General features: G+C 43.1%; 12 protein-coding genes. All 12 read right to left on the reverse strand.

Features of this window, described 5'->3' with window-relative positions; all coding sequences use genetic code 11:
* Positions 1-216 precede the first annotated feature (216 nt).
* Positions 217-1248: a SepM family pheromone-processing serine protease gene (locus tag FFM78_RS06890; RefSeq protein WP_137637715.1), complete on the reverse strand. Its 1032-nt coding sequence runs from the start codon at positions 1246-1248 to the stop codon at positions 217-219.
* A 3-nt stretch (positions 1249-1251) separates the two neighbouring features.
* On the reverse strand, positions 1252-1749 hold the full coding sequence (coaD, locus tag FFM78_RS06895; RefSeq protein WP_137637716.1) for a pantetheine-phosphate adenylyltransferase: 498 nt from the start codon (positions 1747-1749) through the stop codon (positions 1252-1254).
* Positions 1739-2308 carry a 16S rRNA (guanine(966)-N(2))-methyltransferase RsmD gene (rsmD, locus tag FFM78_RS06900; RefSeq protein WP_137637717.1) on the reverse strand — a complete coding sequence of 190 codons (570 nt, stop codon included), beginning with the start codon at positions 2306-2308 and terminating at the stop codon, positions 1739-1741. Before rsmD ends, coaD begins: the two co-directional genes overlap by 11 nt.
* Before the next feature lie 2 nt (positions 2309-2310).
* The gene (locus FFM78_RS06905; protein WP_137637718.1) at positions 2311-2649 is read right to left on the reverse strand and encodes a YlbG family protein; all 339 of its coding nucleotides are present in this window, start codon (positions 2647-2649) and stop codon (positions 2311-2313) included.
* 4 nt (positions 2650-2653) lie between these two features.
* On the reverse strand, positions 2654-3076 hold the full coding sequence (locus tag FFM78_RS06910) for a YlbF/YmcA family competence regulator (protein ID WP_137637719.1): 423 nt from the start codon (positions 3074-3076) through the stop codon (positions 2654-2656).
* Positions 3077-3112: 36 nt separating this feature from the next.
* Positions 3113-6568 (reverse strand): pyruvate carboxylase, encoded by a 3456-nt coding sequence (locus FFM78_RS06915; protein WP_137637720.1) that lies wholly within the window; start codon positions 6566-6568, stop codon positions 3113-3115.
* Between the two features lie 26 nt (positions 6569-6594).
* Complete coding sequence (locus FFM78_RS06920) at positions 6595-7782, reverse strand: FtsW/RodA/SpoVE family cell cycle protein (RefSeq protein ID WP_137637721.1); 1188 nt, start codon at positions 7780-7782, stop codon at positions 6595-6597.
* A 24-nt stretch (positions 7783-7806) separates the two neighbouring features.
* Positions 7807-8085, reverse strand: coding sequence for a DUF1507 family protein (locus FFM78_RS06925; protein WP_137637722.1), 279 nt, complete (start codon positions 8083-8085; stop codon positions 7807-7809).
* Between the two features lie 233 nt (positions 8086-8318).
* The gene (gene typA / locus FFM78_RS06930; protein ID WP_137637723.1) at positions 8319-10166 is read right to left on the reverse strand and encodes a translational GTPase TypA; all 1848 of its coding nucleotides are present in this window, start codon (positions 10164-10166) and stop codon (positions 8319-8321) included.
* Positions 10167-10649: 483 nt separating this feature from the next.
* A complete protein-coding gene (locus tag FFM78_RS06935) occupies positions 10650-11429 on the reverse strand; it encodes an inositol monophosphatase family protein (protein ID WP_137637724.1) in 780 nt (259 codons plus the stop codon).
* Between the two features lie 10 nt (positions 11430-11439).
* Positions 11440-11718, reverse strand: coding sequence for a UPF0223 family protein (locus FFM78_RS06940; protein ID WP_137637725.1), 279 nt, complete (start codon positions 11716-11718; stop codon positions 11440-11442).
* Positions 11715-12641, reverse strand: coding sequence for a Rossmann-fold NAD(P)-binding domain-containing protein (locus FFM78_RS06945; RefSeq protein WP_137637726.1), 927 nt, complete (start codon positions 12639-12641; stop codon positions 11715-11717). Before FFM78_RS06945 ends, FFM78_RS06940 begins: the two co-directional genes overlap by 4 nt.
* Positions 12642-12824: the final 183 nt, after the last annotated feature.

The raw sequence follows: 12824 nt of genomic DNA on the forward strand, positions 1-12824 counted from the left end.
ACAACAAATGCGGACCAAACCAAGTAAAAAAACAGCATTAGAAGTTAAATAACTTCTAATGCTGTAAAATTGACTATCAACAGGATTTGACAGAGAGCCAATAACTTCTAATGCTGTAAAATTGACTATCAACAGGATTTGACAGAGAGCCAATAACTTCTAATGCTGTAAAATTGACTATCAACAGGATTTGACAGAGAGCCCCTTTTTAACCAATCACTTCTTTAAATATGTGATCACATCATTAAATGATTTGATCGGAACAATTCTCATTTTACTGTGGATTCGTTTGGCCGCAGCCTTGGCCACTGTATAATTATTTTGATAATCTGGATCAGCCTTTTTATCCGCCTTAGTTACCGGATCATCAGGAGCAAAGAAAATAGTTGCTCCGGCACGGTTAGCCGCAACCACTTTTTTATCGATTCCACCAATGGCGCCTACTTTACCGGTTGTATCCATGGTTCCAGTGCCCGCAATTTTACGGCCCCGCCGCAGGTGCCCACCAGTTAACTGATCATAAATAGCCAAGGTAAACATGGTCCCAGCTGATGGGCCACCAATATCACCAACCGCAACCTTGACTGGAATCTTAGTTTTAACTTTGGTGTGATCAACTAAGGTGATGCCCAAACCAGGCTGTTTCGTACCCGGTAATTTAACCAGCGGTTGCGTCGTTGTCTTCACCTTTTTATGGTGCACATAGGTTACTGTGACCTTTTGCCCGACCCGCTGCTTTTTTACGTAGTCCATGAACTGCGGTGCACTTTTAAATCGGTGTCCATCGATTTTTGTTACTGTGTCACCAATTGCTAGATGGCCTTTAAACTTAGAAGTTGCTAACAATGACATCACGTAAATACCTAAATACTGTTGGTGATAGCTTTTACCCGCACGCCGGTAAGCAACGGTAATAGCCGCATTGATCGATGATTGCATATAATACGTCTGCATCTGTTCATACGTTTGATCACTGGCATCACCCATTAAAGCCTCCTTACTGACTACCTCAGCAAATGGTTGGGTTTTACTCCACAAATAAGTAAACGGACGTGCTTGTTGCAAAGCCACTGTTGTCAACATATACCGTCCTTTGCGCTGGTCACGATGACCCGCTACAGTGACAAATTTGTTTAACGCTTCGGCAGTCCCAGGCGTTTCTAAATAAAATGGTAACGGCCAAAAAACGCCCAGTAGCAATACTAAAACACCGACGATTAAACCAATTTTGCGCCAATACTTGCGCATGATTTAGCCTTCTTCCTGACTAAATCTTTCTTGTAAGGCGGCAGCAACATTCGCAGGTACCAATGTGGAAATATCACCACCAAACTTTGCTACTTCCTTGATCAAACTTGAAGATAAAAAGGCATAGCGTTTCGCAGCCAGCAAAAACACCGTTTGGATCTCATCAGCTTGGACTAAATTCATTTCCGCAATATCCCGTTCATATTCAAAATCTTTCACATTCCGAATACCGCGTAAAATGAATTTTGCGCCTAAATTATGCGCAAAATCAACGGCCAACTCATCACTTTGAACCATTGCCCGAACGTTAGGTAAACTATTCGTGGCCGTCGCGATCAGCGCCAATTTTTCTGCTGGTTGAAATAAAGGTTGCTTAGACGTATTGGTCATCACAGCGATGATCACTTCGTCAAAAAGCTTGCTCGCTCGCCTAACTGTCTCTAAATGCCCATTAGTAAAAGGATCAAAACTGCCGGGAAAAATTGCAATTCTAGCTGTCAATAACTGTTCCTCCATACTGATAAATCGTAATTGCGGTGATCCTGTAAATTTGGCGCCGTAAGTGGGTAAAACCTGGTAATTGTTCCGGCAACACCGTTTCGCTATTCGTTTCACAAACAATAATAGCAGCTGGTGCTAGCAGTTGCAATTCAGCAAATTTAGTCAATTCGGCCGTTATTTGCTGTGCCTTGTAAGGTGGATCCAACAAAACAAGATCAAACTGCTCCCCATTGACAGCAAACTGTTGAATTGCACGCTCTGCATTGGTTTTAATGATTCGAAAGCGCTCGACTGCCTTAGTTATAGCCACGTTTTCTTTGATCACTTTGATAGCTGCATACTGCCGGTCAACTAAGATCATTGAATTTAAACCACGCGAGATCGCTTCAATACCTAAGCCACCACTACCAGCAAATAAATCTAATCCCCGGCCACCGTCAAAGTAAGGCCCAATCATATTAAAAATTGCTTCCTTAACCTTATCGGTTGTTGGCCGTGTTGCCTGGCCAGGAACGGCCTTTAAGCGCCGCCCACCAAATTCCCCAGAAATAATCCGCATAATTATGAATCCTTCTCTAATATTTCTTTACTTGTCAATAAAATCTTCGGCCCCACTGATTCATGAGGTTCGTGGTCTTCAGTACGTTCTAATTGACCAACCCGTTCACCAAAATTCATATCCAATTCTGGCCGGTGTGAAACTTCAACTTGGCGAACAAAGTGTAATTTTTTAATTTGCTCACTTGTTGGTGCGACCATTGCTTGATCGACGTACAAATAAACGTATTTTAGACGTCGTGACGTGTAATAGATCGTACCATAACGCCGCAGTTGCCGTAACTGCTTCAAACTGTATACCCAGACGACTAACCCTTGTCTAGGTGTCATGGTAAATGCCATCTACTCACCCCTTTACACTGCAATGTTGCGTTTGTTTAGTTTGATAAAACGGATTGCCTGTGACCACTTTGATATCCGGCGAAATACAATCGGCTAATTGTAAACCAATTTCATCTAGTGCAGTCTGCAAGTCCATTTCTGCCCGCTTAAAGGCTGCTACTGTTGGCCACAAAGTTGCCGCACGTTTTAACTGCCGTACCTGCCGACGCCGGGATTGATAATCCGGTGCATGATGACCATAATCAGCAACAGCAGCAAATGCGGTATTGGCCGCATGAAACGCCGCCAGCTTTGCTTGTGCTTGCTTATCTGCCGCTAAATCTGCTTGCGCTTGTTGATAAGCCTTAAACAACGGGCTAGCCGCAAGCGCCGTTACTAAAGCATCGACCTGTGCCAATAACGCGACCGAATTTTCAGTTATGACCATATCATCACCGACTTTCCCATAAAACGACTCTATTTGTTAATTCTTTTCTGTTGTTTTTTCCGGTTTGATTTCCAACATTAAATCATTTGATTCCACACGGTCGCCTTCCTGAACGAATAAATGACTGATTCGGCCGGTAAACGGTGCCTGGATCGTAGTTTCCATTTTCATAGCTTCAGTAACCAGCATTGGCTCACCCTTTTGAACTAATTGGTCAGTGCTAACCAAAACGCTTAGAACTGTTCCCGTCATGGCAGCACCAATTTGTTCACGGTTGGTTGGTTCAGCCTTTTGGGCCACGCTGACCGACTGTTTAGCATTCTTGTCGTTGATCACAACTTCGCTACGCTGGCCATTGACCGTGTAGTAAAGTGTCCGGTTACCTTCAATATCGGGTTCCCCAATTTCGTTTAAGGTCAAAAGCCAAGTTTTACCTGGACGAACATTGATCTCGATCTTTTCACCGATCCGCATCCCCTGGAAGAAAGTTGGGGTATCTAATGTGGAAACATCCCCATACATTTCTTTACGTACATGATAATCCAAAAAAACATCTGGATACATTAAATAGCTTAAAACTTCTTCATGGGTTGGTTCGGCTTGGATTTTTTCGGTTAATTCGGCTTTAACCGCGGCAAAATCAACTGGTTTAGCTAAACTCCCAGGCCGAACCGTTAGTGGGGTCTTACCCTTAAGAATAATTTTTTGTAACTTTTCTGGGAAGCCGCCAACCGGTTGCCCTAAATCACCCATAAAGAATTTGATAACGGAATCAGGGAAATCAATCGTATCACCTTGGGCATAAACATCCGCTTCAGTTAATTTATGCTGCACCATGAACAAGGCCATATCGCCAACAACCTTCGATGATGGTGTAACTTTAACAATATCACCAAACATTTTATTGACGATAACATAGGTCTTTTTAACCTCTTCCCACTGATCGCCGAGGCCAACGGCACTAGCTTGTTGCCGTAGGTTGGAATACTGACCACCAGGCATTTGTGCCGTATAATTTTCCGTGACGGGCGCATTTAAGCCATTAGAAAAGTCATCGTAAAACGGCCGGATTCCTTCGAAATAATGATTGAGTTGCTCAGTCGCTTCAACATCCAGATCTGGTTGCCGCGGATTATCAGTCAACGCATAATATAAGCTTTGCATACTTGGTTGACTAGTGGTCCCCGACAAGGCACTTTGCGCAACATCCACAATATCCACACCTGCAGCGGCCGCTCGCTGGTAGGTAATGACCCCATTACCAGCAGTGTCGTGTGTATGCAAATGAATTGGCAAGTCTACAGTATCCTTGAGGGTTGTGACTAATTCATAAGCAGCTTCTGGCTTCAATAAACCGGCCATATCTTTGATCCCAATAATGTGTGCGCCAGCAGCAGCCAATTCTTTAGCCAAATTTTGATAGTATTTAAGGTCATACTTTTGCTTACTTGGGTCTAAAATATCCCCGGTATAACAAATAGCGGCTTCAGCGATTTTACCAGCATCACGAACAGCTTGAATACTCTTTTCTAACTGTGGTACCCAATTCAGACTATCAAAGATCCGAAAAACATCGATCCCATCTTGCGCCGCCTGCTTAATGAATTCAATCAAAACATTATCTGGATAATTTTTATACCCAACCGCATTACTGCCCCGGAAAAGCATTTGAAACAGCGTATGCGGCATTTTTTTCCGCAGTTGCTTAAGTCGTTCCCATGGATCTTCAACTAAGAAGCGGTAAGCCACATCAAAGGTAGCACCGCCCCACATTTCATAAGAAAAGAGATTAGGCATAGCCGCTTGCATATCACTGGCGATTCCTAACATATCATGGGTCCGCATTCGCGTTGCAAATAGGCTTTGATGTGCATCCCGCAAAGTTGTATCCGTTAAAAGCAATTTATTTTGTTGTTTCAACCATGCATTGACCGCTTCTGGGCCTTTGGCATCTAAAACAGTTTTAGCCGTGACTAACCCTTTTGGAAAAGGTTCAAAGTCAGCTTTAAATTGACCTTCAGGATAATACTTCTTCTTATGGCGATCTAAATCACCATAACCATTGACGGTGATATCGCCAATGAACTGCAGCTTTTGTGTACTATTATCGATCAAACGCGGAATAGCAAATAAAGCCGGCGTATTGTCGATAAACGTGGTTTCCGCATGACCGGAAACAAACTCAGGATGCTGAATCACTTTTTCCATAAAGGCAATGTTAGTTTTAATGCCCCGAATTTGAAATTCACGCAAAACCCGTAACATTTTTTGTGTGGCCTGTTTAAAGGTGAAGGCATGTGTACAAACCTTAACTAATAAAGAATCAAAATAGGGTGTGATCACCGCTCCAGCATAAGCGTTACCACCATCTAACCGAACACCATTACCAGCTGGTGATTGGTAAGTTTCGATTGCCCCTGTATCAGGCATAAAGTTATTTAACGGATCTTCAGTGGTGACCCGACACTGGATCGCCGCGCCATGGAATTGGAGATCCTTTTGTTGCGGTAAACCAATATCTGTGAAAAGATCTTGACCTTGAGCGATCTTCAACTGCGTTTGGACAATATCCACCCCGGTGATCATTTCGGTGATGGTATGTTCAACTTGGACCCGTGGATTAACTTCAATAAAATAGAATTGATCCTTAGCCGGTTCAAATAAAAATTCGATTGTAGCCGCATTTTGATAGTGAACGTGCTCCATAAAACGAACGGCCGCACTGGTGACCCGTTCTCGTTGCTCGGCTGTTAACATGACACAAGGCGCAACTTCAATAACCTTTTGATTACGCCGCTGCACAGAACAATCGCGCTCAAATAAATGTAACACATTGCCATGTTGGTCAGCCAAAATCTGTACTTCAATGTGTTTAGCGGATTTGATGAAACGCTCAACATAGATCTCATCACTACCAAAGGACTGTAATGCTTCACTTTTAGCCCGCGCATAGCTATCCGCTAACTCTGCTGCACTATGTACGATCCGCATACCACGACCGCCACCACCCATGGCCGCTTTGATCATGAGCGGATAACCATACTTCGTACCAAATTCTTCAATTTCAGCTAAATTCTCAACAGGATCTTCCTTGCCAGGGATTGCCTGCACCCCAGCGTCACGTGCTGCCCGCTTAGCCGCAACTTTATCACCGAACATCTCCAGCAGTTCTGCAGTAGGACCGACAAAAGTGATGCCTTCTTCTTGACAGCGCCGTGCTAATTGCGCATTTTCTGATAAGAAACCGTAACCAGGATGAATCGCATCCGCACCGCTCATTTTAGCGATCCGAATAATGTCTTCAATATCCAGGTAAGCAGCAATCGGTTGTTTACCCGCACCAACTAGGTATGCCTCGTCAGCCTTAAACCGATGTAAGGAGTATTCATCCTCCTTGGCGTAAATACCAACAGTCTGTAACCCTAGTTCCTCACACGCACGAATGATACGTACCGCAATCTCTCCCCGGTTCGCGATCAGTACTTTCTTCATACCAATGTCACCCTTTCATTATTAAACTAACCTTTATTCATTTGTTTGTGCTTCGCCTGCGCCCCTTTTTCCGTGGCACTGACGTTTAACGCGACACCGATGGAGATCACCAGCACAAGCATGGATGACCCGCCATAACTAACAAACGGAAATGTTACCCCGGTGATCGGTAACAATCCTATGATACCGCCAATATTAATCGAAGTCTGCACCATGATCATGACTCCAATACCAATACATAGCAGGGCGTTAAATGAATTTTTTGCCCGTATCCCTACTAGTATGATCCGCGCCGCCAAAAAATAAACCAGCGCTAAAATAATGATCACCGCCACCAAACCAAGCTCTTCTGCAGTGATCGACATGATGAAATCCGTGTATGGTTCTGGCAAATAGCCCCGCTTCTGGATGCTATTACCGAGGCCAACGCCAAACCAACCGCCATTATTGATGGCGTAGTAAGAATTGACTAATTGTTTACCATCCGTCCCCGCTAAAGCAAAAGGATGGATAAATGCCATCAGCCGTCGATATTGATAACTGCTACTGGCATTGATCGGTAATTTTTCTAAATAAGCAAAACCAACTGTGATCAAAACCGCAACGATTGCTGTAAAGCCAAGACCGTAACGGACACGAACCCCACTAGTGAAAATTAAAACAACCGTGATCCCAGCTAAAATGGCCGTGCCACCAATATCCGGCTGCAGCATTGCCAGTAGCATAATCCCCCCGACAATGATCCCCGGATAAATCAGATTACGCCCTAAAGCCTTTAGGTCAGCATAAGCCATCTGCTGTTCACGATTACTGAAAACGTAAGCTAAATACCAAATCAAAATAAATTTTGCAAATTCAACTGGTTGAATATTGAAAAAACCCACGTTGATCCAAGCCGCTGCCCCATTAATTGAATGGCCAAAAAAGGCTAAATATAATAAGCCTGCGACTAACAAACCGATCGCCAGCAATATTTTTCGCATGCTATGTAAAACACTTAACTTAAGGCTGTACAGGAAAGTCACAATAAACAATCCTAAAACCACAAATACCGCCTGTTTTAATAAGTACCCAACAGGACTGGCATTACGCATGATCACATAGTCAGAGCTGGCACTATAAACCATCACAATACCTAAACCGGAAAGTAATAAATACGGAATTAAAATATAATAGTCCAAATATTGTAATTTTTGTCGTAATTTCTGTCGCAATGGAGGGACAGCCTCCTTCTAATTCTATTTTTGTTTATCAAAACTATCCGCATAAATGGCGTTTAGCCGCTGTTCCAAATCACGCACTAAATCGTGACCTTGCGTTTCTGTGACTAAGCCAAGACGGACAGCCAGCATGACCTCTTTCGAGTAACCAAACATTTGTGTGTCAACGACTTCTTCAAATGCAGGGCACTGACTTAAGCACAATGAAACCCGCTGTTTATTAACCACCGCTTCGATTTTATCAGCATCTGCCTGCAACAATTTATGTGCAGTTGCAATCTCTGGATTATCAGTCATTACCGCGGCCTCCTTTACCAATTTTTTCGGCCAACTAGGACAAATAATCCGAGTTACCCTTATAAAAGAATATTATACCATAGCAATTTTTGAAAACGCACTCGAGGTTAAGAAAAGTCAGCAAAAATAATGCAAAAAAATGAAGTTTATCGTTCCGCTTATGCCTGTAACCAAGTGACAAAAAAAGAGCAAGCCCACAGAAAAATCTGTTGGTCTTGCTCTTTAAAAATTAATTAAGCTTTTTTAGCAGCAATTTTACGCCGCTTCGAAACACGTTCGCGTTCGCCGGTACTTAAAATCTTTTTACGTAGCCGAATACTCTTTGGCGTTACTTCACAATATTCATCCTCATTCAAGAACTCAATTGATTCTTCTAACGACATTTTGCGCGGTACTGCAATAGCTGCGGAATGATCCTTACCTGAAGCCCGGGTATTAGTCTGTTTTTTACCTTTAGTAACGTTAACGGAAATATCAGTTTCCCGATTACTTTGGCCAACCACTTCACCCTCGTAAACATCGACAGCCGCGCCTAAGAATAATTCGCCACGACTTTCGATACCTTCAAGACTATAGGTGGTTGTTTTACCAGCATTAATTGAAACTAAAGCCCCATTACGCCGGCCTGGTTCCCAATTCTTGATCACTGGCAAATACTTAGCAAATGTATGGTTCATGATTCCGTAACCAGCAGTTTGTGATAGGAATTCTGAAGAATAACCGATCAAGCCACGTGAAGGTGCCAAGAAAGTTAGGCGTGTTTGCCCGTTACCTTCACTTTCCATATTCTGCATTTCACCTTTACGTTGCGACAAAGAATCAATGATCGTCCCCGTATATTGTTCTGGTGTGTCGATCACTACAGATTCAAATGGTTCGCTTAATACACCGTCAACTTTTCGATAGATAACTTGTGGCCGTGAAAGTTGTAATTCATAGCCTTCACGCCGTAATTGTTCAACCAAGATCGATAAATGCAACTCACCGCGGCCAGAAACCAACCAAGCACTACCAGAATCAGTGTCGTCGACCCGCAACGAAACATCGGTATGCAATTGCGTCTTCAACCGTTCTTCCAATTTACGGGCAGTAACAAATTCGCCTTCTTGACCGGCAAATGGTGAGTCATTGGCCACAAAAGTCATCTGCAAAGTTGGTTCGTCGATCCGTAAAATCGGCAAAGCATCTTGATGATCCACAGGTGTAACCGTTTCACCGACGAAAATATCTTCCATCCCTGAAACCGCGATCAAATCGCCAGCCTTAGCTTCATTGATCTCAACTCGCTTCAAACCAAAGAAACCAAATAACTTAGTAACCCGGAAGTTTTTAGCCGAGCCGTCAAGTTTCAAAACAGAAACCTGATCACCGACCTTGATCTTACCCCGGAAAATCCGGCCGATCCCGATCCGCCCAACGTATTCGTTGTAGTCCAATAGGGCAACTTGGAATTGTAAAGGTTCGTCAGAATTATCAATTGGTGCGGGAATTGTTTTGAGAATCGTATCAAACAAAGGATTCATCGTATGTTTTTGTGCAGCTGGATCTGATTCCAAGCTGGAAGTCCCGTTGATGGCACTTGCATAAACCACTGGGAATTCCAATTGATCATCGTCAGCACCTAATTCAATAAATAGATCAAGCACTTCATCAACGACCTCTTCAGGCCGTGCACCAGGACGATCAATTTTGTTAATGACAACGATTGGTGTTAAATGCTGTTCTAAGGCTTTTTTCAAAACAAACCGGGTTTGCGGCATTGTACCTTCAAAAGCATCAACGACTAACAAAACACCATCAACCATTTTCATGATTCGTTCAACTTCGCCACCAAAATCCGCATGGCCTGGTGTATCCAAAATATTGATCTTTTTACCCGCATAATCAACTGCGGTGTTTTTTGATAAGATCGTGATCCCACGTTCTTTTTCAATCGGGTTAGTATCCATGGCCCGATCCTCTAAATGGATATGTTCATCTAAAGTATCCGATTGTTTTAACATTTCATTAACTAGGGTTGTCTTACCATGATCGACGTGCGCAATAATTGCAATATTGCGAATATCTTCTCTACGATTCACTTTACTCTATCCTTTCTACTACTACACAAAATGGTTATTTATTAGCTCAGAACTGCTAATAAATCTTGATGTTGCGGGCGATGGCCATTCAACTCAGGCAAAAACCGCCAAGTTGAAACATGGCTCTACTTCACAAAAAATCGTTATTTATTGACTAGGTCAATAAACTGCATTGTTTTGGCGCCGTACTTTTTGCCTTAACAAAATAACAACGGCCAACAAGCTCTTATTTGGTTAAAACGCACCAGCAATAGATACTTGCTAATAGTGTTGTTGAAAACAAGTGGCTGCCAGCAGTTTATCATCACATAAACTGCTAACTAGCGGCTCGTGATCAAAAATTTCGGACGAAATTCACACTCAACAGCATATTATACCAGAAAATATCGTTGGTGCGCAGCTTTTTCAGAAAACATCCGTCCTAACGCCATAAAAAAACTGTGACCTTTGCCACAGTCCTGCGTTATTATTCATAAACTACCTTTATGACTGCCGGATTTTTTGAACTTCTGGCAGCGCGCGGCGCGTTATTACTAATACAACTTGTGATTCTAGCATATTTAAGGGGTGGCCGTCAATTGTTGTGACTGATAAACCTGCTGTTTCCGCTAAAATTTTTCCGGCCGCAACGTCCCAAGGGGCTAAATGGGAAATATACCCCACTTGGCGGCCACGGATCACCCGTTGAAATTCTAACCCTGCACTACCAATGATCCGCGCGCCAGAACTAGCAAAAGCAATATCCCGCACGTGTTCCCGATTCAAGGCAAACATTGGACCATTCACACCTAACAAACCAGCCGCCAAAGGCTGATTAGCCGGCCCCGTGATTTTTTGTTGATTAACGTGCAAGCCCACACTAGGCCCGCCCCAAAGTAACTCGTCTTGCATAACGTCTAAAATATACCCTAATACATTTTGCCCATCTTCATATAAGGCAATCATCATGGCAAAATCATCACGCTGACGGACAAAATTCATTGTGCCATCAATGGGGTCAACGAACCAGACACGGCCCTGCAGGCTTTGAACGCGGTCACCAAAACCTTCTTCACTGACAATTTGGTCTTCTGGAAAAGCATGGTGAATTTGTTCGACAAGAAAGTGCTCCGTTCCCTTATCAAAATTAGTAACTAGGTCGTTGCGTCCCGATTTAGTGCGCACTTGCAATTGTTCATCCAAATTTTGGCGTAACTCATTGACTGCAGTGGCTAACCAATTTTGTACCTGCGTGTTAATTACTTTGATTTCTGCTAGATCCATCCCTGCCATCTCATTTCATTTTAAATTGCCGTTTAGTTGCTTGCTTAGCCGTCTGCACCGCCCGATAACTTGAATAACCAGAAACTTGGCTAAATTCGCGATCTAATCGTTTTTCCGCAGCCTTTCCTGGTACGATTTTTTTGAAGGCTTGATAGGCACTTAAAAAATCAGTCACCTGACAACCTTGTTCATAGGCCTGCTCAACCACACGATAAAAAGCGATCACCGTTACTAATTCAGCCTTGGTCCAATCTGGATCTAATGGATATTGATAGTTTTGGTTGTTCAAACCCCGATACCTCCTTGTTCGATCTGGGTGATTAGGTCACGAGAAACCGCAATATTGGCAGCTAACTGTGCCTGTTCTTCCTTAGTCAGCGATAATTCAGTGACTTGCCGCGTTCCTGAACCGCTGAGATAAATAGGCGCACTGTAGGCCACCAATTGCTCATCTGCATAACTGTGTAAGGTGGTAAACGTGGATAACAAGCCAGCCTCAAATAACAACGCTTGTAAAACTGTCTGCAAACAAATTGCTTGTAAGGCAAATTGTTCAACGCCACTTTCTTGTTGTACTCGCGCTTCCAAGGTCATCATCTTATCCGCATCAAAGTCAGTGGTATCATTGGCCACCAACGTTAAAACCGGCGCAGCACCAACATAGGTACGACTCCACGCAATAATCGGTTGATGCTGTGTCCCAACAACATACGCACGAACATCGTGTTGGCCGACCCGCAACTGTTTTTGCAAAAGTCGTTCCAGCAATAAACTAGCCGGAAAAGTACCAAACCCGACGACATCGCTTTGCGGTAAACCAGAAAAGCGCCAAGCAAAATAAGTGAATAGTTCATCATATTTTTGGAGTAAACAGATTTTACCGGTAAAGCCATTAGCCATCGCATTGGCAATCAATTTACGAAAATCTGGCAAGACTGCCGTTGCGTAATCGAGAGCACTGACCGCGGCCGGCAAGCTTTTCAAATCAGTGATCAAAAGGAGATCAGCCTTTTTAAAAATTGCGGTCGTTGCTTGTTGAACCGTAATATTATGCTGTAGATCGGCAGCATTGACTAACTCTTGTAGCCGGCCTGCGTTTAGTTCATCATTAACTAATAAATGAATATTTAATGGTAGATCAACCAATAAACAAGCCAAGGTAGCAGCATAAACCCGTTGTTCGCTACCACAAATTATGATATTCTTTTTCATCGGCACCAGGATCCTGATTGTTACTGGATCCCTATTTCAACCCCTTCCCAATGAATCACAATGATTCAACTCTATTTTAAGCTAGAATGCCTAAAATTCAAAAATTTATTTTTAGCGTGTACCGATTGTCTGGCGACTTAGCTTTCAATTTGCTAAATAATTATGCTAAACTATTCTCATAAA

Origin of the sequence: Loigolactobacillus binensis, assembly GCF_005405165.1 — a bacterium.
GTDB lineage: Bacteria > Bacillota > Bacilli > Lactobacillales > Lactobacillaceae > Loigolactobacillus > Loigolactobacillus binensis.

Excerpts from the sequence above, each read along its gene's own strand:
- FFM78_RS06890 (WP_137637715.1), bottom strand. The coding sequence starts at position 1,248 with ATGCGCAAGTATTGGCGCAAAATTGGTTTAATCGTCGGTGTTTTAGTA.
- rsmD (WP_137637717.1), bottom strand. The coding sequence starts at position 2,308 with ATGCGGATTATTTCTGGGGAATTTGGTGGGCGGCGCTTAAAGGCCGTT.
- FFM78_RS06905 (WP_137637718.1), bottom strand. The coding sequence starts at position 2,649 with ATGGCATTTACCATGACACCTAGACAAGGGTTAGTCGTCTGGGTATAC.
- FFM78_RS06910 (WP_137637719.1), bottom strand. The coding sequence starts at position 3,076 with ATGGTCATAACTGAAAATTCGGTCGCGTTATTGGCACAGGTCGATGCT.
- FFM78_RS06915 (WP_137637720.1), bottom strand. The coding sequence starts at position 6,568 with ATGAAGAAAGTACTGATCGCGAACCGGGGAGAGATTGCGGTACGTATC.
- FFM78_RS06925 (WP_137637722.1), bottom strand. The coding sequence starts at position 8,085 with ATGACTGATAATCCAGAGATTGCAACTGCACATAAATTGTTGCAGGCA.
- FFM78_RS06935 (WP_137637724.1), bottom strand. The coding sequence starts at position 11,429 with ATGGATCTAGCAGAAATCAAAGTAATTAACACGCAGGTACAAAATTGG.
- FFM78_RS06945 (WP_137637726.1), bottom strand. The coding sequence starts at position 12,641 with ATGAAAAAGAATATCATAATTTGTGGTAGCGAACAACGGGTTTATGCT.